Raw genomic sequence first — 21,300 nt, forward strand, 5'->3', positions numbered from 1 at the left:
GTCGCAATCCACACCGAACCCGGAAGGCCCTCACCCGTTCAAGATCCCTCAGCCGAGATCTGGATCACCCGTCCACAACCTCCCCGGACAGAACACCTAGACGAGCCGTCGCCACGACCAGGTCGTCGCGATCTCGAGGGGGTCGATCGGCGTGACCAGGCGCGGGTGCGTGTTGAGGCCGTTCGGCGGGCCGGACTGCGGCTCGACGCAGACCGCCTCCTCCTGCTCGTCGTAGACGACCACCCACTCGGTCCGGCTCTTCACCGTCAGTTCCAGCTGTTCCGGCCAGGTGAGGGTGGCGTCGACACCGTCCTCCATGCCGAAGCAGTCGTCCCAGGGGCCGGGCGTCGGCCCGATCCGCCGGCCGGTGGGCAGGTGGTCGGAGCCGCGCTCCTCCTGCCAGTCGGCGATGAAGTCGAGCCGGACCCCCTTGGCATCGGGGAAGGCGTGGCGCTGGAACCACGGGTGCCAGCCCGCCTGGGCGGGGAACGAGTCGCCGTACGTCTCGACACCGAGCTGGAGCGTCAGCGAGTCCTCGCTCAGCTCGAACGTCTGGGTGACGAGCCCCGTGTACGGCCAGGGTTCGCCGAGTTCGTAGGTGAAGACGGCCTCGGTGGGGCCGGTGCGGGCGGTCCGCCACGCGGTGTCCCTGCCGGTGCCGTGGATGGCGTGCGGCGGGGCGTTGACGGGCAGCTGGTGCTCCACGCCGCCGTTGCGGAAGCGGCCGTTCTCGGTGCGGCCGCACCAGGGAACCATCGGGAAGCAGCCGTATCGCTCGCCCTGCCGCAGCATCTCGGTGCCCGCGATGCGCAAGCTGCTGATGCGGCAGCCGTTGCGCGGAGTGACGGTCAACTCGACGTCGCCGGCGGTGAGCCGGACGTTCTCTTCGCTACTCACACCCCGACCCTACTGGCGGACGGCCGGAGGCGCCCGTGTCGTATGGGCCGGTCGAGGGCCCTCGGCTACCTGCGGCGGCGCAGTGCCCGTCCGACGACGACGGCGGAGGCGATGGCGAGCGCGGCGGCGGGGGCGACCCAGCGCAGCGTGTTACCGGCGGAGGTGGGCTGGGGTGCCGGAACGGGTGCATACCGGCCGCGCGGCGGCGCGTGGTCCACCTCCTCCGCACTGCGGCCGATCATCGTCCGGCGGGCGTGGGCCGCTTCGGCGGGCGGTTCGTCGTCCTCGCCGAACACCTCGTCCGCCAGGGGGTCCAACGACGAGGGGGGCACATCGACCCCGAACAGGGGCGCGTTCTCGTCCTCGTCTTCCGCCGCGCCCTCGAGCGCTCCGCCGGCCTCGGGCGAAGCCTCCGCCGAGTCAGCGCCCGGGGCGGGCGACGCGCTACCGGCCGTCGCGCCCGGCCGTCCGGCCTCGTCGGCCCCGCCGGCCGCCGCGTCGGCATCGGCGTCACCGCCGGCGTCGGCGACCGGGGCGGTCCTGTCGGCCGCGCCGGAGTCGCTCACGGGTGCGGCTGCGGCCGCGGACGGGCTGCCGGACCCGTCCGGACCGGCATCTGCCGCGTCCTCGTCCGCTGTGGCCGCCCCGCGCGTCTCGTCCTCGGTCGTGGCGCCCAGGGACGACGCGAAACGGTCGAGCAGCCGGATCGCCGCCTGTTCCGCGGTTCCGGGGGCCGCCTCGGCGAGACGACCGTCCGCATGGGCCGTTCCGGTGAAGAGGAGCGCGGTACCGCCCTCCGCCTCGGCGAGCCGCAGGGCCAGGGCCAGCTTGGCCGAACCGTGGCCACGGGCCTCCGTGCCCTCGCCCTCGACGGCGAAGCCGCCGTCCCGTTCGGACATCCGGAGCGCACCCCGGTAGGTGATCGTGTGACCGCCCACACGGACCTTCAGGCGGCCCGCGAGCGGGCCCGCCGAGGCGTCTGCGTCCTGCTGGAACCCCGGGACGCACCGGGCGACCCGCGCGGGGTCGGCCAGCGTCCGCCGAAGCCTGTCTGCCGGTACCGGAACGAACACCTCATGCTCCATGGGAACCGAGCCTACTCAGCCCCGGCCCGACGGGAGCCCTTCTGTGCGGAACCGGCACAGTCCGCGGCCCTCACTCGGCGTACCGCGGGCGCAGCAGCGTCGACGGTGGAACGTCCCGGGGACGCTCGTCCTCGACGCCGAGCACCCCGGGCCCGAGGGCCGGCGGGGCGCCCCGCGCCCCGGGGACCGCGAGGACGAAGCCGCGGTCGGGGCGGCCCGGCGCACGGTAGGGCCGGGTCGTGAAGCCCGCGGCACGGATCGTGGACTCGACCGTCCAGTACGCGTGCGGGTGCGCCCCCACCGCGCCCGCGTGCACGGCGAGCCGTCCGCCGTCCGCGAGAACCCCCGCGGCGAGGCCGTAGAACTCCTGCGAGTACAGCTTGGTGCTGGGGGTGACGCCCGGGTCGGGCAGGTCCGAGACCACCACGTCGTACGTGTGACAGGGGGCCGTGGCGCCCCTCAGCCAGCGGAAGGCGTCCGCGTACACGACCTCGAGCCGAGGGTCCCGGTACACATGGCCGTTCAGCGCGGAGAGCGCCGGATCCGTGCGCGCCAGCCGCACCATCCCCGGGTCGAGTTCGACCACGGTGACCGAGCGCACCCCCGGGTGGCGCAGCACCTCGCGCGCCGCCATTCCGTCGCCGCCGCCGAGGATCAGCACTCGCGCGTGCGGGCCCCGGCGCATCGCGGGACCCACCAGCGCCCGGTGGTGCCGGTCTCCGTCCCCGCCGCTCATCTGCAGCCTGCCGTCCAGGAACAGGTCGACCGGACCGTCCTCCGCGCCGGTGAGGACGACCTCCTGCACCCCGGTGTCCACGGCCACCCGCACCGGCTCGCCGTACACGGCCCGCCGCGCCGCCGCCTCGAAGTCGGCGACGAGCACCGTGGCGGTGGCCAGCACGGCCAGGACGGCCAGATTGGCCCCGAGCAGCCACCACCTCGACCGTGGCGAGATGTCCCGCCGGAACAGCCACAGCACCAGCGCCCCGCCCGCCACCGCGTTCACCGCGCCCGTGAGCAGCGCACCGGTCAGCTGGCCGACCCAGGGCAGCAGCAGGAACGGGAATGCGAGTCCGCCGACGAGCGCGCCCACGTAGTCCGCCGCGAAGAGGTCGGCGACCGTGCCCGCGGCGTCCTCCTCGCGCCGGCCGCCGCGCCGGGACGCCCGCTGGATCAGGCTCATCAGCAGCGGGATCTCGGCGCCGATCAGCACCCCGATCGCGAGCGAGAAGGCCACCAGCGCGTACCGGGCCTCGCCGAGCCAGGCGAACGCCGCGTACAGCACGAGGGCCGAGCAGCCGCCGATCAGCGCGAGGGCCGCCTCCACCAGTCCGAAGCCGACGGCGGCGTGGCAGCGCAGCCGCTTGGCGAGGAGCGAGCCGACACCCATCGCGAAGACCATGACGGAGAGGACGACGGACGCCTGGGTGACGGAGTCGCCGATCAGGTACGAGGCGAGGGCGACCAGTTCCAGCTCGTACACCAGACCGCAGGCGGCGCAGACGAAGACCACGAGGAGGACGAGGAACCGGCCCGCGTCCGGACGGACGGGCGGTGGCCGCACCCCGCCCCGCACCGGTGCTGACACAGGCTGGTCGATCATGCCGTAACGCTACGTCAGTCACCCATCCCGAACCGTCACCCACACGGGTGCAACTGCCCCGAAATGCCGTGGTGACGGTTGGGATCAGCGCCGGACGGGCACGCGCGCGCCGACATGGGTGCGGGTCACGACCAACTGCCCCTCCTGCGGGTACGCGTGCCAGGTCCGCCACCGCATCTGGCCCTCCACCTGCTGGGCGACCATCGCCGTGAACGCGTGCGGCGAGCCGGGAAAGGTGCCGGCCAGCCCGTGCGGATGGTCCGCCACCAGTGCCAGCAACTCCTGCGCACGCCCCGCGAACGAGCGCTCGGACAGCGTCTCGACGCGCGCGGCGAACTCGTACTCCCAGTGCCCGAGCCGCCGCGCCACCCCCAGGGGCAGCGGCGTGCTGCGGCCGGGCATGCACGCCACCGTCTCGGAGCAGGTGCCGTGCTCCCCTTCGAGCAGCACCTGGTGCGAAGCGCCCAGAAGTCTCAACTGCAGCTTGGTTCCCGCCAGTTCCAGATCGAGCTCGGCCAGCGCGGGCAGCGGCTCCCGACCTAGTGCCCAGGCCAGATCGGCCGCGCGGGTGTCGGTGTAGGAGGTCTTCAGGGTCGTGAGCATGGGTCGGCTCCGCAAAACACGCGTGACGGGTGGACCGGGGCGCCCCGGAGGCAGCACAGGGATGGTGGGGGATCTGCCGACTCGGGTCCACAGACGGTCCGAGGGCTGGATGTTCTCAACAGCGAGGGAACCATGAAGTGCGCGGCGTCCACAGTGCTTTTACCCAACTTGACGTGCATTCCATCCCCTGGGGGGCCTTACGGTTCAACTGTTCAACAGAAACCCATGGAGGAAGTGCACAACAACGGCGGATAAGTGCATCGCCCGTCAACAGGAAGGCGCCCGGCGGCAGTTCGCTCCGACCGGGCGCCCCCGGTCCGGCGGGCCGGGCTGCCCCGTGTCAGCCGCCCCGCCGTCGTACGGGTGGTGGTCAGTTGCCGCCTCCGCAGCCACCGCCACCCCCACCGCCACCGCCACCGCCACCGCCACCGCACGAGGACCCTCCGCCACAGGACGAGCCCCCGCCGCAGGAGGAGCCGTCGGCTCCGCCGGCCCACCAGCTGTTGCCACCACCGCGGCGGGAGCGTCCCCCGCCCCTGCCGTTCGACGCCGCCACCACGAGCCCTATGACGACGATCAGCCCGACGACGATCACGACTCCGATCATTGACCTCACCTTCCTTCGTCCCCCGAAGCGAGGCTGCTTCCGGCGTGCCTGGGGGATGCCCCCGGCCCGCACGGCCCAAAGCGGACTTGAGCTAGTCCAGAGGTTGCGCGCAGGATGGCCGGCATGACAGCTCCAGGACGTGCACCGGGCCCCCGGCCGCTGCTCAACCGCCGCCTCGCCGAGTTCGGAACGACGATCTTCGCCGAGATGTCCGCGCTGGCCGTGCGCACCGGCTCCATCAACCTCGGCCAGGGCTTCCCGGACACCGACGGCCCCGAGGAGGTGCGGGAGGCGGCGGTGCGCGCACTGCGCGACGGCCGCGGCAACCAGTACCCGCCGGGCCCCGGCGTCCCCGAGCTGCGCACCGCGATCGCCGCCCACCAGCGGGACCGGTACGGCCTCGGGTACGACCCCGACACCGAGGTGCTGGTCACCGCCGGCGCCACCGAGGCGATCGCGGCCTCGCTGCTCGCCCTCGTCGAGCCCGGCGACGAGGTGATCGCCCTGGAGCCGTACTACGACTCGTACGCCGCCTGCATCGCCATGGCGGGCGGCACCCGCGTACCCGTCACCCTCCGGCCCAGGGACGGGGCCTACTCGCTGGACCTGGACGAACTCCGCGACACCGTCACCGACCGGACCCGCGTCATCCTGCTGAACACCCCCCACAACCCGACCGGCACCGTCCTCACCCGTGACGAACTCGCGGCCGTCGCGGAGCTGGCGGTCGAACGCGATCTGCTGGTCGTCACCGACGAGGTGTACGAGCACCTGGTCTTCGACGGCGAGCACACACCGATCGCGTCCTTCCCAGGGATGCGCGGGCGCACCGTGACCATCGGCTCGGCGGGCAAGACCTTCTCGTTCACCGGCTGGAAGGTCGGCTGGGTGACCGCCGCCGCGCCACTGGTCACGGCCGTCCGCTCGGCCAAGCAGTTCCTCACGTACGTCTCGTCCGGCCCGTTCCAGTACGCGGTCGCCGAGGCGCTCGCGCTCCCGGCCGCGTACTTCGACGGGCTGCGGGAGGACCTGAGGGCCAAGCGGGACCTGCTGAGCTCGGGGCTCGCGGCGGCCGGCTTCGAGGTGTACCGGCCCGCCGGGACGTACTTCGTCACCACCGACATCCGGCCGCTCGGGGAGTCGGACGGCTTCGCGTTCTGCCGCGCACTGCCGGAGCGCTGCGGGGTCGTGGCGATCCCCAACGCGGTCTTCTACGACCACCGGGAGGCCGGGGCTCCGTTCGTGCGGTTCGCCTTCTGCAAGAGCACCGACGTGCTGGAGGAGGCCGTCTCCCGGCTGAAGGGGCTCGCGCACTGAACTCACGCCGCCGGGCCCGCTCGTAGCGTGCCCACTCGCTTCCCGACACCCCCCTCGCCCGGAGCGCGCCGCGCACGGCCCGCGGCCGTCCTCGCCCCACTCCTCGGCCACGCCCCAACGATGGTGTGCCGCCAGGGACGGACGGCCCACGGATCGATCCCCGTCCCGGCTACCTGCCGGTGCGGGCTCGCCCTGCCCCTGCGGGGCCGGGAGCCGCTGCCGTGCTCAGCGGCTCCGCCCGCGGCCTCCCCCGGCAGCCGGGCGCCCGCGCTTGCGGGCGCGGCCGAGCCGAGCGGCAGGGGTACGCAGTGCCCGGTCCGCCGGCCGAGCCGCCAGGTGCCCGTAGTCCAGCGCCGTCACGGCCATGTACCCGTCCACCGGCAGCCCCTGCTCCCCGGCCCGCCGAACCAGGCGGTCGACCAGCAGCCCGCGCGCCGCCTCGAACTCCTACCCGGCCTCGGGTTCCGACCGCATCCGCATGAGATCTCGTCCACCTGTCTGCAGCAGTCGTTGCCGTCCCGCGCCGTCGCCGAACCGCCGGCAACTCGGCCGAGGACAAGCGGGCCCGCTGCCTCAGGGCAGTACGTGGTGGTCGTCCCGCGATCCACCCGGGCGGCTGCCAGCGGTCGCGCACCGCGCGCGCACCGCCGAAGGTCGGGGTGACCGCACACGCGCGCGCACGGAGGTGCCCCCTGTTCGCCGAGACCTTCGACAAGGCAGCGTCCGCCGACGACCGGTCCCTCTCCCGCCCGCGCGCGGCGCTGCACCGGGCGGCCCCGGCCCTGGGACTGTTCGCGGCCGCGCGGCTGACCGGCATGGTCGTGGTGTCCCTGTGGGCCTGGCACGTCGGCCGGTCGCCCCGGGCGCTGCTCGCCACCTCGTGGGACTCCAAGTGGTACGTCGGCATCGCCGCGAACGGCTACGGCCGCACGGTGTACTGGCCGGACGGAGCCGTCCAGTCCGATCTCGCTTTCTTCCCGCTCTACCCGGGGCTGATCCGGGCCGTCACGTCCGTGCTGCCGGTCACGGGAGGCACCGCGGGACTGGCGCTGTCGTGGGCCGCGGCGGGCGCCGCGGCATGGGGCATCTACGCGGTCGTCGAGCGGCTCCACGGCCGCGGGCTCGCGACCCTCGTCGTGCTGCTGTGGGGGCTGCTGCCGCACGCGGTCGTCCTGACCATGGCCTACACCGAGCCGCTGCTCACGGCGTTCGCCGCCTGGTCGCTGTACGCGCTGGTGACCGGCCGCTGGTTGTGGGCCGGATCGCTGGCCGGGCTCGCCGGGCTGACCCGGCCCAACGGCATCGCGGTCGCCGCGGCCGTCTGCGCGGTGGCCTGCTGCGAGCTGTGGAGACGGCGGGGCACGAGGGGCGGCCGGGCGCCCGTCTGGGCCGCCGCCGCACTGGCGCCCGCGGGCTGGCTGGGCTACGTGCTGTGGGTCGGGGTGCGCAAGGGCGATGTGCTCGGCGGCTACTTCGCCGTGCAGAGCGGCTGGACCTCGCGCTTCGACCTGGGCCTCGGGTCGCTGAAGGTCATCCGCAGCATGGTGACCGCACCGACGTTCTTCGGTTTCCCCATGGCGCTGGTGATCGCGGGGACCGGGGTCCTGCTCTTCGTCCTCTTCGTGCTGGACCGGCCGCCGCTGCCGCTGCTGGTGTACACGGGGGTACTGGTGCTGATCACGGTCGGCGGTTCCGGCTTCTTCGAGTCCAAGCCGCGCTTTCTGCTGCCGGCGTTCCCGCTGCTGCTGCCGCTGGCCGCCGCACTGACGAGAGCCCGGCCCAGGGCGGCGATCACGGTGATCGCCGCCCTGGCCGGGCTCTCCTTCTGCTACGGGACGTACCTCACCGTGGCCCCGACGGCGCTGTGAACCCCGCGGGGTGCGTCGCACCGCCGCGGTGCCCTTCTCGTAGGGGCGCTCGGACCGCCGGTCCGCTCAGGCGTCGTCGGCGGGCTTCTCGTCCGCCGGCTCCCCGGCCGGGGTGAGGCCGAGCTGCTCCACCAGCCACTTGTCGAACTCGATCGCCGCGCGCACCCAGCTGACCGTCGACGAGACGAAGTGCTCGAGGCTGACGCCCGTGCCGATCAGCATCTGGGCCTCGCCGATGAGGCGGACGGTCGTGGGCTGCCCCTCCTCCTCGTGGGTGTGCGTGTAGACCTTCGGCCACAGCGTGCGGCGGTTCCAGTCGTCGACGGCGTCGAGGACCTGGGCCTTGTCCTCGAGCGCGTGGGGGCGGTCGTAGAACGTCCGCACCGAGAAGACCTGCTGCTCGTTCTCGCCGCGGAACATGAAGTACGTGCGGAACTCCTCCCACGGCGCCGCGAGGTCACCCTCGTCGTCGACGACGTACTTCAGCTCCATCTGGTCGAGGAGCTGCTTGACCAGGTCCTGGTCGGGGACGACCGGGCCCGCCGGTCCTGACGCGGCCTGAGGCTGGGGCTGGCCCCCGAAGTTCGGAATCGAGGACGGGTCGATGCTCACCGGGTGTTTCCCTTCGTACGGATACGGCCATCCTCCCCCATCCCGGGCGGGGGCTGGCAACCCCCACCCGGGCGTGGCTCACTGCGCCGGACCCACGATCAGGCCGCCGTCGGCGCGGTCGACACGGACCGTGTCGCCGTCCTTCACCTCACCGGCGAGGATCTCCTTGGCGAGCCGGTCGCCGATCGCCGTCTGGACCAGCCGGCGCAGCGGTCGGGCACCGTAGGCCGGGTCGTTGCCCTCCTCGGCCAGCCACTCCAGGGCCTCGGGGGTGACGTCCAGGGTGAGCCGGCGTTCGGCGAGCCGCTTGGCGAGCCGTGCGATCTGGAGCTCGGCGATGTGCGCCAGCTCCTCCTTGTCCAGGGCCGAGAAAACGACGAGATCGTCCAGCCGGTTCAGGAACTCCGGCTTGAACGAGGCCCGTACGACCTCCAGGACCTGCTGCTTCTTCTCCTCCGCGCCGGTGAGGGGATCCACCAGGTACTGGCTGCCGAGGTTGGACGTCAGGATCAGGATGGTGTTGCGGAAGTCCACCGTCCGGCCCTGCCCGTCGGTCAGCCGGCCGTCGTCGAGGACCTGCAACAGGACGTCGAAGACCTCGGGGTGGGCCTTCTCCACCTCGTCGAGCAGCACCACGCTGTACGGGCGTCGGCGGACCGCCTCGGTGAGCTGGCCGCCCTCCTCGTAGCCCACGTACCCGGGCGGGGCACCGACGAGCCGGGCCACGCTGTGCTTCTCGCCGTACTCCGACATGTCGATGCGGACCATGGCCCGCTCGTCGTCGAAGAGGAAGTCCGCGAGTGCCTTGGCCAGCTCGGTCTTGCCGACGCCGGTCGGGCCGAGGAAGAGGAACGAGCCCGTGGGACGGTCGGGATCGGCGATACCGGCCCGGGAGCGGCGCACGGCGTCGGACACGGCCTGCACGGCCTCGGCCTGGCCGATCAGCCGCTTGCCCAGCTCCGCCTCCATGCGCAGCAGCTTCCGGGTCTCGCCCTCCAGCAGCCGTCCGGCCGGGATGCCCGTCCAGGAGGCGACGACGTCGGCGATGTCGTCCGGGCCGACCTCCTCCTTGACCATGGTGTCCTTGGCGGCCTCCTGCCTGGCCTCGGCCTCGCTGGCGGCCTCCAGCTCCCGCTCCAGCTCCGGGATCTCCCCGTACAGCAGCTTGGACGCGGTGTCGAAGTCGCCGTCGCGCTGGGCCCGCTCGGCCTGGCCGCGGAGTTCGTCGAGCTTCTCCTTCAGCTCGCCGACGCGGTTGAGTGACTGCTTCTCCTTCTCCCAGCGCGCCGTCAGCCCGCGCAGCTCCTCCTCCTTGTCGGCGAGGTCGCGACGGAGCTTCTCCAGCCGCTGGACGCTCGCCTCGTCGGTCTCCTTGGAGAGCGCGAGTTCCTCCATACGCAGCCGGTCGACGGAGCGCTGCAGCTCGTCGATCTCGACCGGGGAGGAGTCGATCTCCATCCGCAGCCGGGAGGCGGACTCGTCGACGAGGTCGATGGCCTTGTCGGGCAGGAAGCGGGAGGTGATGTAGCGGTCGGAGAGCGTTGCGGCGGCCACCAGGGCGCTGTCCGCGATCTGCACCTTGTGGTGGGCCTCGTAGCGGCCCTTGAGGCCGCGGAGGATGGCGACGGTGTCCTCGACCGTGGGTTCGGCGACCAGCACCTGCTGGAAGCGGCGCTCCAGCGCCGGGTCCTTCTCGATCCGCTCGCGGTACTCGTCGAGCGTCGTGGCGCCGACCATGCGCAGCTCGCCGCGGGCGAGCATCGGCTTCAGCATGTTGCCGGCGTCCATGGCGGAGTCGCCGCCGGCGCCCGCGCCCACGACGGTGTGCAGTTCGTCGATGAAGGTGATGATCCGGCCCTCGCTCTCCTTGATCTCGGAGAGGACGGTCTTGAGCCGCTCCTCGAACTCGCCGCGGTACTTGGCGCCGGCGACCATGGCGCCGAGGTCGAGGGCGACCAGCCGTTTGTCGCGGAGGGACTCCGGCACGTCGCCCTTCACGATGCGCTGGGCGAGTCCCTCGACGACGGCGGTCTTGCCGACGCCGGGCTCACCGATCAGCACGGGGTTGTTCTTGGTGCGGCGGGAGAGCACCTGGACGACCCGGCGGATCTCCTGGTCGCGGCCGATGACGGGATCGAGCTTGCCCTCCCTGGCCGCGGCCGTGAAGTCGGTGCCGAACTTCTCCAGGGCCTTGTACTGACCCTCGGGGTCGGGTGTGGTCACCCGGCGCCCTCCTCGTGCCTTCTCGAACGCTTCCTGCAGCTTCCTCGCGGTGGCGCCCTCCCCGGAGAGCACCTCGGCGGCCCGGCCGCCCTTGGCGGCGACGCCGATCAGGAGGTGCTCGGTGGAGAGGTAGTCGTCCCCGAGCTCCTTGGCCCTCCGGTCGGCGTCGGCGATGACGGCGAGCAGCTCGCGGTTGGGCTGCGGCGGCGCGACGGTCGACCCCGTCACGCTGGGCAGGTCCGCGAGGGCCCGCTCCGCTCCCGACCGTACCGCGGCCTGGTCGGCGTCGGCGGCCGCCAGCAGGTCGGTGATGTTCTCGTTGTCCTGGCCCGCGAGCAGCGCCAGCAGCAGATGCGCGGGGGTCAGGTCGGCGTGTCCCTCGGACACGGCCCGGGTGGTCGCGGCGCTCAGCGCGTCCCGGCTCCTGTTGGTCAGCTCGGCGTCCACGTGCGGCTTCTCCTCCTCGCCTCGACTGCGTATCGCCCTGACTCATCCACGGTACACAAAGTTGAGTCGATTCCGCTCAAGTATCTCCGCGTCCCTGCTCCCCCGATTCGTCGACGCGCACTCCCCCGGGTAGGTTCCGGGGCATGGCCATCGACCCCAGCCACCCCCATGAGTCCTTTCTCGGCTTCTGGCGCGAGTACCACATGTGCACGCTCACCACTCCCCGCCCCGACGGCACTCCGCACGTCGTGGCGGTGGGTGTCACGTACGACCCGGAGGGCGGGGGCAGGGGCGTCGCCCGGGTGATCACCAACAAGAACAGCCGCAAGGTCGCCAACGTGCTGGCCGCCGGACCCGAGGGGGCCGCGGTCGCGGTCTGCCAGGTGGACAAGGGCCGCTGGGCGACCCTCGAGGGCCGCGCCACGGTACGCACGGACCCGGAGGCCGTCGCCGACGCGGTCGCCCGCTACGCGGAGCGCTACGGCCGCACGCCGTCACCGAATCCGGACCGCGTGGTCATCGAGATCGCGCTGACCCGCGCGATGGGCCGGGCCTAGCGCAGGCGCGCCCGGCGCACGGTGCGGCGGCGCCGCCGCCATTCGCGCACAGCACAGCGGCGCCATCGTGTTTCAGGTCCACGATGGCGCCGCTGTGTGGGGGAAGCGCCTGAGCGATCTTGAACGACGGGGGAATCGCTCAGGCACTGCGGGGGGTGGCGGTGGTGGTCTCACGCTCGACCAACTGGTGGTCGCGCTGGTCGAGATTGACGAAGATCATGCCGTACCGGATGGCACAGCGGACGGGGCGTGGGGCCCCGCGGGGCCGGCGAAGGCACCGGTAGGCGCGGACGTCCTCGTCGTCCTCGCGGGCGACGACGATCGGTTCCCCGAAGAGAGTGACCATCAGCGAGTCGCCACGGTGGGGGATTGCCGTGACGAGATCGATGAAGTGCCACCCGGATCGGTAAGCGGTCGCCATCTCCCGCCGGAAGACGCGATCGTCCGGGGGAATGCTCATGCGTCCGCGTCCGCCGGCGCGCTCTCCCAAGTGGGTTCGCCCGGAGACGCGGTCACCGTCGTAGGCGCCGACTCCCACGTCGGCTCACCGCTCGCCGCGAGACCGCCGAGAGCAGCCGCAACGGCTATAGCGCACAGTGCACGAACCATCCTGGTCATGGCCGATCTCCACCTCTATTAATCACTACCTCCCCCCGCGTCTAGAACGATGGCTCACTCCGAACGCCTTCACCAGCGCGGCCAGGCATCATGTTCCTGTAATTCAGGACCCTGAGGGGGGTGCATATGGAGACGAAACAGGGCGATGGGGGAGATAAGCACAGTCACGACGAGCTGTGCGAGGCCGGGAAAAACCTGTATGCGTCCGCTCTGCGCAGTGGCCGCATAGCCCGGTCGGAGGTGACCGACGTCCCGTGCCTGATGGATCTGGGCCTGTTGCGACCCGACCCCGACGACACCGAGTGGCTCCGTCCGGTTCCGCCGTCCATCGCCCTGCACCAACTGATGCACCCCATAGAGCGGGAGATCCAGGAGCGGCGACGACTCACCATCTCACTGGCGGAGTCGTTCGAGCCATTCATGACGCTGAACGCACACGATCCGTCCACGACACGTGCGATCACCGTTCTCGAGGGACTCCACCTCATCAACGCGACGCTGGACCGGGTCGTCGCGGAGTGCCGGGAGGAACTGCTGACGGTGCAGCCGGGCAGCGGCCGGCGACCGGCGACCCTCCAGGAGGGGCTGCGGCGCGTGGGGATGCTCGTCGACCGGGGCGTCTCGATGCGCACGCTGTACCAGCACACGGCACGTCACCACCCGGCCACCATGGCCTACGTGGAGCGGGTCGCCCCCTACGGCGCGGAGTTCCGCACCCTCGAGGAGATCATCGACCGGCTCATCATCGTCGACCGCAAGGTGGCCTTCATCCCGGCCCGCAGCGACCGCAGGGTCGCCCTGGAACTGCGCCACGAGGGTCTCGTGCAGTACCTCGTCGGGGTATTCGAGCAGTTCTGGCTCCACGGCGTCGCCTGGGACGACCAGGTCGTCGCTTACGCCCCCGAACCGGACGGCGTCAGCGGCGTCCAGCGCTCCATCGCGAAACTCCTCGTCGAGGGCCATGTGGACGAGGCCATCGCCCGCCGTCTCGGGATGAACGTCCGCACCTGCCGCGCCCACATCGCCAAGCTCGCCTCCGCCCTCGGCAGCGGCTCGCGGGCCCAACTCGGCTACCTCATCGCCCAGTCGGGGATCCTGGAGCACGATCACTGATCACGGACCGGGCCGACGGCGACCCCGCCGTCCGTCCCCACCGCACCGCGGGCGAAGTGGCCGGATCCGGCCTTCCGCCGGGTCCGCGGCCCGGGACGGACGTGAGGAGGGGCCGGGAAGTCCACACCTCCCGGCCCCTCCTCCGACTCCCGCGCGCCACGGCCCGGCGGGAACGCTCAACCGTCCCGCTTCGGCCGCCACACCACCAATGCGCCCGTCTGCTGTACGTCCTGGTAGGGCACCAGGTCGCGCCGGTACGACGCGTGCACCTGGGCCTCGCGCTGCTGCATGGCCAGCGCCGCGCCCTCGACCGCCGCGGACAGCTCCGCGACCTTGGCCTGCAGCGCCGCCACCTGGTTCTCCAGCTCGATGATGCGTTTGATTCCGGCCAGGTTGATGCCCTCGTCCTGGGACAGGGACTGGACCTGGCGGAGCAGTTCGATGTCCCGGGCCGAATAGCGCCTGCCGCGCCCCGCCGTGCGGTCAGGGGAGACCAGACCGAGGCGGTCGTACTGCCGAAGGGTCTGCGGGTGCAGTCCGGACAGCTGAGCCGCCACCGAGATGACGTACACCGGCGTCTCCTCGGTCAGTTCGTAGGCCCTGCCACCGAATCCGGGCTGTCGACGTCGGCCGTCCATCGCGTCATGCTCCCTTCGCAGCCTGGAACAGTTCTGCCCGCGGGTCGTGACCCTCAGTCGCCCTGCGGTACGCCTCCAGTGCCTCACGCGCCTCGTCACCGAGTTCCGTGGGCACCGAGACCTCCACCGTGACCAGCAGATCGCCCCGGGTGCCGTCCTTGCGGACGGCGCCCTTGCCGCGGGCCCGCATCGTACGGCCGTTCGGCGTACCCGCGGGCAGTTTCAGGGTGACCGGAGGCCCGCCGAGGGTCGGGACCTTCACCTCGCCGCCGAGCGCGGCCTCGGTGAAGGAGACCGGCACCGTGACGGTGAGATTGTCGCCCCTGCGCCCGAAGACCGGGTGCTCCCCGACGTGGACCACCACGTACAGATCGCCCGCCGGGCCGCCGCGCTCGCCCGGTGCGCCCTTGCCCCGCAGCCGGATCCGCTGGCCGTCGCTCACCCCGGCGGGGATGCGGACCTGCATCGTCCGGGACGACTTGGCGCGGCCGCTGCCGTGGCAGACCTCGCAGGGGTTCTCTGCGATCAGCCCGCGACCCTTGCAGTCCACGCACGGGTCGGTCAGCGAGAAGGACCCGCTGCCGCCGCGCGAGACCTGTCCGGTGCCGACGCAGGTCGGGCACACCCGGGGCGTGCCGTTCTTGTCGCCGGTACCCGAACAGGCCTTGCAGGGCTGCTGGCTGGACATCCGCAGCGGGACCGTGGCCCCGTCCACCGCCTCGGTGAAGCTGAGCGTCACCTCGGACTCGATGTCCTGGCCGCGGCGCGGCTGGGTGCGGGGGCCCGTACCGGCTCCGCGGTTGAACAGGCCGCCGAAGACGTCCCCGAGTCCGCCACCGAAGCCGCCGGCTCCGGCGCCCCCGGTCTGGGCGCCCCCGAAGAGGTCGCCCAGGTCGAAGTTGAACGTTCCTCCGGCTCCGGGACCGGCCCGGAAACCACCGTTGCCGAAGAGCGCCCGCGCCTCGTCGTACTCCTTGCGCCGCTTGGGGTCGCCGAGCACGTCGTTGGCCTCGGAGATCTCCTTGAAGCGCTCCTCGGCCTTCGCGTCGCCCTTGTTGGCGTCCGGGTGGTTCTCGCGCGCGAGCTTCCGGTACGCCTTCTTGATCTCCGCGTCGGTGGCGTCCTTGGGGACGCCGAGGACCTTGTAGTAGTCCTTCTCGACGAAGTCCTTCGTGCTCATCGACGTCCCTCCTTCCGGTGCCTGCCGCCTGCGTCAGCCCTCGTCCGGGCCACCGCTCTCCTCGTCGGTCGCCTGCTCGGCCGCCTGCTCCTTGGGCTGGGCCCCCGGCTGCGGCTCGGCCACCGCGACCCGCGCCGGCCGAATGGTCCGCTCGCCGATCCGGTAGCCCGGCTGCAGGATCGCCACACAGGTCGTCTCGGTGACGTCCGGCGCGTAGCTGTGCATCAGGGCCTCGTGGACCGTCGGGTCGAAGGGCTCGCCCTCCTTGCCGAACTGCTGCAGCCCCATCTTGGCGGCGACGGTCTCCAGCGATTCCGCCACCGACTTGAAGCCGCCGACCAGTTCGCCGTGCTCACGGGCCCGGCCGATGTCGTCGAGCACGGGCAGGAGCTCGGTCAGGAGCTGCGCGACCGCGATCTCCTTGACCGTGATCCGGTCCCGCTCCACCCGACGGCGGTAGTTCTGGTACTCGGCCTGCAGCCGCTGCAGGTCCAGCGTGCGCTCGTTGAGCGCGGTCCGGACCTGGTCCAGCTGGGCCGTCAGGCCCGCGTCGGCAGCCGTGCGGGCCGTCTGTGCTGCGTCCCCGGCCTGGGCCGCCCCCTCGTCCGCGGAGGGGGCGGCGGCCTGCGCCGCGTCATCGGGAGTGGCGCCGGAGGGGACGTCGGGCTTCTCCTCGAAACCCGGGGTCTCCTCCGTCATCAGGCAGCGCCACCCTTCTGGTCCTTCTGGTCCTTCTCGTCGTCCACGATCTCGGCGTCGACGACGTCGTCGTCGGCCTTCGCCTGGGAGGCCCCGGCGTCCGCGCCGCCCGCGGCCTGCTGGCCCTGGGCGTCGGCGTACATGGCCTGGCCGAGCTTCTGGGAGACCGCCGCGACCTTCTCGGTGGCGGTGCGGATCTCCGCGGTGTCCTCGCCCTTCAGCTTCTCCTTGAGCTCGTTCACCGCCGTCTCGACCTCGGTCCTGACCTCACCGGGGACCTTTTCCTCGTTGTCCTTGAGGAACTTCTCGGTCTGGTAGACGAGCTGCTCGGCCTGGTTCCGGGTCTCGGCGGCCTCGCGACGGCGGTGGTCCTCCTCCGCGTACTGCTCGGCCTCCTGGCGCATCCGGTCGACCTCGTCCTTCGGCAGCGAGGAGCCGCCGGTGACGGTCATCTTCTGCTCCTTGCCCGTGCCCAGGTCCTTGGCGGTCACATGCATGATGCCGTTGGCGTCGATGTCGAAGGAGACCTCGATCTGCGGGACGCCGCGCGGGGCCGGCGGGAGGCCGGTCAGCTCGAACATGCCGAGCTTCTTGTTGTACGCCGCGATCTCGCGCTCGCCCTGGTAGACCTGGATCTGCACGGACGGCTGGTTGTCCTCGGCCGTCGTGAAGATCTCCGAGCGCTTCGTCGGAATCGTCGTGTTGCGCTCGATGAGCTTGGTCATGATGCCGCCCTTGGTCTCGATACCGAGGGACAGCGGGGTCACGTCGAGGAGCAGGACGTCCTTGACCTCGCCCTTGAGGACACCGGCCTGGAGGGTGGCGCCGATCGCCACGACCTCGTCCGGGTTCACGCCCTTGTTGGCCTCCTTGCCGCCGGTCAGCTCCTTGACGAGCTCGGCGACGGCCGGCATGCGGGTCGAGCCGCCGACGAGGACCACGTGGTCGATCTCGGACAGCTGGATGCCCGCGTCCTTGATCACGTTGTGGAACGGCGTCTTGCAGCGCTCCAGCAGGTCCGCGGTCAGCTGCTGGAACTGGGCGCGCGTGAGCTTCTCGTCCAGGTGCAGCGGGCCCTCGGCGGACGCCGTGATGTAGGGCAGGTTGATCGTCGTCTCGGTGGAGGACGACAGCTCGATCTTCGCCTTCTCCGCGGCCTCGCGGAGACGCTGGAGAGCCATCTTGTCCTTGGACAGGTCGACGCCGTGACCGCCCGCGAACTGCTTCACCAGGTAGTCGACGACGCGCTGGTCCCAGTCGTCACCACCGAGGTGGTTGTCGCCGTTGGTGGCCTTCACCTCGACGACGCCGTCGCCGATCTCCAGCAGCGAGACGTCGAAGGTGCCGCCACCGAGGTCGAAGACGAGGATCGTCTGGTCGTCCTTGTCGAGGCCGTACGCCAGCGCGGCGGCGGTCGGCTCGTTGACGATGCGCAGGACGTTCAGACCCGCGATCTCACCGGCCTCCTTGGTGGCCTGGCGCTCGGAGTCGTTGAAGTACGCGGGGACGGTGATGACGGCGTCCGTGACCTTCTCGCCCAGGTACGACTCGGCGTCCCGCTTCAGCTTCTGCAGGATGAACGCGGAGATCTGCTGCGGGTTGAAGTTCTTCCCGTCCAGCTCGATCGCCCAGTCGGTGCCCATGTGGCGCTTCACCGAGCGGATCGTCCGGTCCACGTTGGTCACTGCCTGACGCTTGGCGACCTCGCCGACGAGCACCTCACCGTTCTTGGCGAAGGCGACGACGGACGGCGTGGTCCTGGCGCCCTCGGCGTTGGTGATGACGGTGGGCTCACCGCCCTCCAGAACGCTGACGACGGAGTTAGTCGTGCCCAGGTCGATGCCGACCGCACGTGCCATTTCGATTCCTCCAGTGGACTTGAGTGGAACTGGCTCAAGGATGCACCACGGCCTCCACGGCGTCAACAGACCTGAGTCGAGGGGACTCAATTATGGTGCCACCGCTCTTCGCCTGCCCGCCCGGCGCGGCCTGCACACACCCCCACGACCACCGTGCCATCGTTCTGCAAAGTACGCGAAAGGTTCATAGACGCGTCCGACTGGACAGAAACCACCAGGTATCGACTAAGAAAAGACAGAACGGTCAGGTGAGTGCCTTGCGCCCCGTGCAGTCGGTGCGATCGGCCGGACCGGAGGGACCGGCCGGAGCAGCGGGCCCCACGAACCCGGGCCCATGGGCGCCGACCGTGCGACCCCCGGACCCCAAGCGCCTTCTCGATCTGGCCCTCGGCACACTGCTGCTGATCCTCGCCGCGCCGCTGCTGGCCACCGCGGCCTGCTCCCTCGCCCTGCGCCGCCCACCCGGCGGGATCGTCGCACGGGAGCTGAAGACGGGGCGCCACGGATACCCCTTCACCGTCCGCTCACTGCGCACCCGCCGCTGGCGGCTGGATCTGCTCTCCAGACTGCCCCATGTCGTCACCGGCGAGATGTCCCTGGTCGGCCCGGCGGCCCTGGCCCCCGGGGATCCCCGCGCCGCCGCCCCGTGGCGGCAGAGCGTCCGCCCCGGCCTCACCGGCCCCGCGCAGTTGCACAGGCGCTCCACGCTGCCCTGGGACGAACCGGAGCTGCTCGACCAGCACTATGTGGAGCACCATTGGATCGGGCTGGATCTGGCCGTTCTGGCGCGCACGCTTCCGGCCCTGCTCCCGCCTCGCACTCAGGGTGCCCTGAGCGACGCAGATCACCGCCCACCTGGCTACAGTGCGACGGAATAAGTGGGTACGCTCGGCACGGACTGGATAAGTTACCGCTTAGTAAGTGCCGATTCCCCACCTCGCAGGCCCGAGGAGCCCCCAAATGCAACTCGCCGCGATCATCGTGTCGCTGGTCCTGACCGTGGTCGGCGTTGCGCTCATCGCCCGAGCCGTCGCGCAGATCTACCGGTTCGTGAAGCTCGGTCAGCCCGTGCCTGCGGGCAGCCGCACCGACAACCCCAAGGCCCGCACGGTCACCCTGGTCAAGGAGTTCCTCGGCCACACCCGGATGAACCGCTGGGGGATCGTCGGCTTCGCCCACTGGTTCGTCGCGATCGGCTTCCTGACACTGCCGCCGACGCTCGCACAGGCGTACGGCCAGCTGTTCCAGGCCGACTGGACCCTGCCGGTCCTGGGCGGGTTCCTGCCCTTCGAGATGTACATCGAGTTCATCGGCCTGATGACCGTCGTCGGCATCCTCGTGCTCATCGCGATCCGGCTGCTGAACCTGCCGTCCCGCGCGGGCCGCAAGTCGCGCTTCGCCGGCTCCAAGGCCTGGCAGGCGTACTTCGTCGAGTACGTCATCCTGACCATCGGCCTCGCGATCCTCGCCCTCCGCGGACTGGAGGGCGCGATCCACCACGTGGACCACTACGAGGCCGCGTACTTCGTCTCGTACCCGCTGGTCCTGGCCTTCGACGGGCTGAGCGTCCCCACCCTGCAGACGCTGGTCTACTTCACCGCCATGATCAAGATCGGTGTGTCGCTGATCTGGATGATCACGGTGTCGCTGAACACCAACATGGGTGTGGCCTGGCACCGCTTCCTGGGCTTCCCCAACATCTGGTTCAAGCGCAACGCCACCGGCGAGACCGCGCTGGGCGCCCTGCAGCCGATGACCTCGGGCGGCAAGGAGATCGACTTCGAGGACCCGGGCGAGGACGACGTCTTCGGCGTCTCCCAGGTCGAGCAGTTCTCCTGGAAGGGCATCCTCGACTTCTCCACCTGCACCGAGTGCGGCCGCTGCCAGTCGCAGTGCCCCGCCTGGAACACCGGCAAGCCGCTGTCCCCGAAGCTGCTGATCATGTCGCTGCGCGACCACGCGCACGCCAAGGCCCCCTACCTGCTGGCCGGCGGCGGCAAGAGCATGGAGGGCGAGGAGAAGGCGTCCGAGGAGCAGCTGAAGGACGTCCCGGCCGCCGCGCTGGCCGAGGCCGAGCGGCCGCTGATCGGCACCGCCGAGGAGAACGGCGTCATCGACCCGGACGTGCTGTGGTCCTGCACCACCTGCGGCGCGTGCGTCGAGCAGTGCCCGGTCGACATCGAGCACATCGACCACATCGTCGACATGCGCCGCTACCAGGTGATGATCGAGTCCTCCTTCCCGTCCGAGGCGGGCACGATGCTCAAGAACCTGGAGAAGAAGGGCAACCCCTGGGGCCTGGCAAAGAAGCAGCGCGTCGAGTGGACCAAGGAGGTCGACTTCGAGGTCCCGATCGTCGGCAAGGACGTCGAGGACCTCACCGAGGTCGAGTACCTGTACTGGGTCGGTTGCGCCGGCGCCCTGGAGGACCGGGCCAAGAAGACCACCAAGGCCTTCGCCGAGCTGCTGCACATGGCCGGCGTCAAGTTCGCGATCATGGGCGGGGACGAGAAGTGCACCGGTGACTCCGCCCGCCGCCTCGGCAACGAGCCCCTGTTCCAGCAGCTCGGCCAGGAGAACGTGGCCATGCTGAACATGGCTTTCGGGGAGTCCCTCGGCGAGGACGGGGAGGTGGACGAGTCCACCAGGAAGCCGAAGGCCGCCAAGAAGATCGTCGCCACCTGCCCGCACTGCTTCAACACCATCGCCAACGAGTACCCGCAGCTCGGCGGCGAGTTCGAGGTCATCCACCACACCCAGCTGCTCCAGCACCTCATCGACGAGGGCAAGCTGATCCCGGTGACCCCGGTCGAGGGCCTGATCACGTACCACGACCCCTGCTACCTGGGCCGCCACAACAAGGTCTACACGCCCCCGCGCGAGATCATGGACAAGGTGCCCGGCCTGCGCCAGCAGGAGATGCACCGCCACAAGGAGCGCGGCTTCTGCTGCGGCGCCGGCGGCGCCCGCATGTGGATGGAGGAGCGGATCGGCAAGCGCATCAACACCGAACGCGTCGACGAGGCCCTGTCCCTCAACCCGGACATCGTCTCCACCGCCTGCCCGTTCTGCCTGGTCATGCTGTCCGACTCGGTCAACGGCAAGAAGGGCGAGGGCAAGGCCAAGGAGTCCCTCCAGGTCGTCGACGTGGCCCAGCTGCTGCTCGACTCGGTGAAGGCCCCGGCCGACCCGGGCGACGACGGCGACGGCGGCGCGGACGACACGGCACCGGCCGACTCGCCGGACCCGGAACCGGAACCCGTGAAGTAGTCGTCCGCAAGGACGAGCAGCGAGCGGCCGGATCTGCCTCGGGGGCAGGACCGGCCGCTTCTGCGGTTCCCGGCGCCGTGGCACCGGGCCGCTGCCGGCCCGGT

Annotated in this window: 18 protein-coding genes; 6 read left to right on the plus strand and 12 right to left on the minus strand. The window is 71.1% G+C overall.

Annotated features, from left to right (window positions below; genetic code table 11):
- Positions 1-96: 96 nt before the first annotated feature.
- The 5 genes from AB0J10_RS13305 to AB0J10_RS13325 form a co-directional block, all read right to left on the minus strand.
- On the minus strand, positions 97-897 hold the full coding sequence (locus AB0J10_RS13305; protein WP_363060975.1) for an aldose 1-epimerase: 801 nt from the start codon (positions 895-897) through the stop codon (positions 97-99).
- Between the two features lie 65 nt (positions 898-962).
- The gene (locus tag AB0J10_RS13310; protein WP_363060977.1) at positions 963-1,982 is read right to left on the minus strand and encodes an SRPBCC domain-containing protein; all 1,020 of its coding nucleotides are present in this window, start codon (positions 1,980-1,982) and stop codon (positions 963-965) included.
- 70 nt (positions 1,983-2,052) lie between these two features.
- The gene (locus AB0J10_RS13315) at positions 2,053-3,585 is read right to left on the minus strand and encodes a polyamine aminopropyltransferase (RefSeq protein ID WP_363060979.1); all 1,533 of its coding nucleotides are present in this window, start codon (positions 3,583-3,585) and stop codon (positions 2,053-2,055) included.
- A gap of 84 nt (positions 3,586-3,669) precedes the next feature.
- On the minus strand, positions 3,670-4,188 hold the full coding sequence (locus AB0J10_RS13320) for a DUF2617 family protein (RefSeq protein WP_363060981.1): 519 nt from the start codon (positions 4,186-4,188) through the stop codon (positions 3,670-3,672).
- Between the two features lie 370 nt (positions 4,189-4,558).
- Positions 4,559-4,795: a hypothetical protein gene (locus AB0J10_RS13325; RefSeq protein ID WP_363060983.1), complete on the minus strand. Its 237-nt coding sequence runs from the start codon at positions 4,793-4,795 to the stop codon at positions 4,559-4,561.
- A gap of 123 nt (positions 4,796-4,918) precedes the next feature.
- Here AB0J10_RS13325 and AB0J10_RS13330 point away from each other — a divergent pair, with 123 nt between their 5' ends.
- Together AB0J10_RS13330 and AB0J10_RS13335 are read left to right on the plus strand one after the other, a co-directional pair.
- The gene (locus AB0J10_RS13330; protein ID WP_363060985.1) at positions 4,919-6,112 is read left to right on the plus strand and encodes a pyridoxal phosphate-dependent aminotransferase; all 1,194 of its coding nucleotides are present in this window, start codon (positions 4,919-4,921) and stop codon (positions 6,110-6,112) included.
- 659 nt (positions 6,113-6,771) lie between these two features.
- On the plus strand, positions 6,772-7,980 hold the full coding sequence (locus tag AB0J10_RS13335) for a hypothetical protein (RefSeq protein WP_363060987.1): 1,209 nt from the start codon (positions 6,772-6,774) through the stop codon (positions 7,978-7,980).
- A gap of 66 nt (positions 7,981-8,046) precedes the next feature.
- Here the strand turns inward: AB0J10_RS13335 and AB0J10_RS13340 are convergent, their stop codons facing one another.
- Complete coding sequence (locus AB0J10_RS13340) at positions 8,047-8,592, minus strand: YbjN domain-containing protein (RefSeq protein WP_283296145.1); 546 nt, start codon at positions 8,590-8,592, stop codon at positions 8,047-8,049.
- Between the two features lie 78 nt (positions 8,593-8,670).
- Positions 8,671-11,262 carry an ATP-dependent chaperone ClpB gene (clpB, locus tag AB0J10_RS13345; RefSeq protein ID WP_363060989.1) on the minus strand — a complete coding sequence of 864 codons (2,592 nt, stop codon included), beginning with the start codon at positions 11,260-11,262 and terminating at the stop codon, positions 8,671-8,673.
- Between the two features lie 143 nt (positions 11,263-11,405).
- On the opposite strand from clpB, the gene AB0J10_RS13350 reads away from it, so the two are divergent.
- Positions 11,406-11,819 carry a TIGR03618 family F420-dependent PPOX class oxidoreductase gene (locus AB0J10_RS13350; RefSeq protein WP_363060991.1) on the plus strand — a complete coding sequence of 138 codons (414 nt, stop codon included), beginning with the start codon at positions 11,406-11,408 and terminating at the stop codon, positions 11,817-11,819.
- Between the two features lie 139 nt (positions 11,820-11,958).
- On the opposite strand, the gene AB0J10_RS13355 is transcribed toward AB0J10_RS13350, so the two are convergent.
- On the minus strand, positions 11,959-12,279 hold the full coding sequence (locus tag AB0J10_RS13355; protein ID WP_363060993.1) for a (2Fe-2S)-binding protein: 321 nt from the start codon (positions 12,277-12,279) through the stop codon (positions 11,959-11,961).
- A gap of 419 nt (positions 12,280-12,698) precedes the next feature.
- On the opposite strand from AB0J10_RS13355, the gene AB0J10_RS13360 reads away from it, so the two are divergent.
- Positions 12,699-13,550 (plus strand): helix-turn-helix transcriptional regulator, encoded by an 852-nt coding sequence (locus AB0J10_RS13360; protein ID WP_363061368.1) that lies wholly within the window; start codon positions 12,699-12,701, stop codon positions 13,548-13,550.
- Positions 13,551-13,726: 176 nt separating this feature from the next.
- Here AB0J10_RS13360 and AB0J10_RS13365 read toward each other — a convergent pair whose 3' ends face one another.
- Genes AB0J10_RS13365 through dnaK form a run of 4 tightly spaced genes read right to left on the minus strand, consistent with a single transcriptional unit; the run spans position 13,727 to position 17,926 of the window.
- On the minus strand, positions 13,727-14,188 hold the full coding sequence (locus AB0J10_RS13365) for a helix-turn-helix domain-containing protein (RefSeq protein ID WP_017947897.1): 462 nt from the start codon (positions 14,186-14,188) through the stop codon (positions 13,727-13,729).
- 4 nt (positions 14,189-14,192) lie between these two features.
- Positions 14,193-15,368: a molecular chaperone DnaJ gene (dnaJ, locus tag AB0J10_RS13370; RefSeq protein WP_363060996.1), complete on the minus strand. Its 1,176-nt coding sequence runs from the start codon at positions 15,366-15,368 to the stop codon at positions 14,193-14,195.
- Positions 15,369-15,401: 33 nt separating this feature from the next.
- Entirely contained in the window at positions 15,402-16,067 is a 666-nt protein-coding gene (gene grpE / locus AB0J10_RS13375) for a nucleotide exchange factor GrpE (protein ID WP_269729269.1), read from the minus strand.
- The gene (gene dnaK / locus AB0J10_RS13380) at positions 16,067-17,926 is read right to left on the minus strand and encodes a molecular chaperone DnaK (RefSeq protein ID WP_363060998.1); all 1,860 of its coding nucleotides are present in this window, start codon (positions 17,924-17,926) and stop codon (positions 16,067-16,069) included. The genes grpE and dnaK overlap by 1 nt, the downstream gene beginning before the upstream one ends.
- A gap of 347 nt (positions 17,927-18,273) precedes the next feature.
- Here dnaK and AB0J10_RS13385 point away from each other — a divergent pair, with 347 nt between their 5' ends.
- Positions 18,274-18,804: a sugar transferase gene (locus AB0J10_RS13385; protein WP_363061000.1), complete on the plus strand. Its 531-nt coding sequence runs from the start codon at positions 18,274-18,276 to the stop codon at positions 18,802-18,804.
- Between the two features lie 82 nt (positions 18,805-18,886).
- Entirely contained in the window at positions 18,887-21,196 is a 2,310-nt protein-coding gene (locus AB0J10_RS13390; RefSeq protein ID WP_363061002.1) for a (Fe-S)-binding protein, read from the plus strand.
- Positions 21,197-21,300 lie beyond the last annotated feature (104 nt).

Origin of the sequence: Streptomyces sp. NPDC049887 (genome assembly GCF_040656535.1) — a bacterium.
Taxonomy (GTDB): Bacteria; Actinomycetota; Actinomycetes; order Streptomycetales; family Streptomycetaceae; genus Streptomyces.

Bases quoted from the DNA above. Each gene is read 5' to 3' on its own strand.
- grpE (WP_269729269.1), bottom strand. From the start codon at position 16,067: ATGACGGAGGAGACCCCGGGTTTCGAGGAGAAGCCCGACGTCCCCTCC.
- AB0J10_RS13360 (WP_363061368.1), top strand. From the start codon at position 12,699: ATGGATCTGGGCCTGTTGCGACCCGACCCCGACGACACCGAGTGGCTC.
- AB0J10_RS13355 (WP_363060993.1), bottom strand. From the start codon at position 12,279: ATGAGCATTCCCCCGGACGATCGCGTCTTCCGGCGGGAGATGGCGACC.
- AB0J10_RS13390 (WP_363061002.1), top strand. From the start codon at position 18,887: ATGCAACTCGCCGCGATCATCGTGTCGCTGGTCCTGACCGTGGTCGGC.
- AB0J10_RS13320 (WP_363060981.1), bottom strand. From the start codon at position 4,188: ATGCTCACGACCCTGAAGACCTCCTACACCGACACCCGCGCGGCCGAT.
- AB0J10_RS13310 (WP_363060977.1), bottom strand. From the start codon at position 1,982: ATGGAGCATGAGGTGTTCGTTCCGGTACCGGCAGACAGGCTTCGGCGG.
- dnaJ (WP_363060996.1), bottom strand. From the start codon at position 15,368: ATGAGCACGAAGGACTTCGTCGAGAAGGACTACTACAAGGTCCTCGGC.
- AB0J10_RS13365 (WP_017947897.1), bottom strand. From the start codon at position 14,188: ATGGACGGCCGACGTCGACAGCCCGGATTCGGTGGCAGGGCCTACGAA.
- AB0J10_RS13330 (WP_363060985.1), top strand. From the start codon at position 4,919: ATGACAGCTCCAGGACGTGCACCGGGCCCCCGGCCGCTGCTCAACCGC.
- dnaK (WP_363060998.1), bottom strand. From the start codon at position 17,926: ATGGCACGTGCGGTCGGCATCGACCTGGGCACGACTAACTCCGTCGTC.
- AB0J10_RS13315 (WP_363060979.1), bottom strand. From the start codon at position 3,585: ATGATCGACCAGCCTGTGTCAGCACCGGTGCGGGGCGGGGTGCGGCCA.
- AB0J10_RS13350 (WP_363060991.1), top strand. From the start codon at position 11,406: ATGGCCATCGACCCCAGCCACCCCCATGAGTCCTTTCTCGGCTTCTGG.
- AB0J10_RS13325 (WP_363060983.1), bottom strand. From the start codon at position 4,795: ATGATCGGAGTCGTGATCGTCGTCGGGCTGATCGTCGTCATAGGGCTC.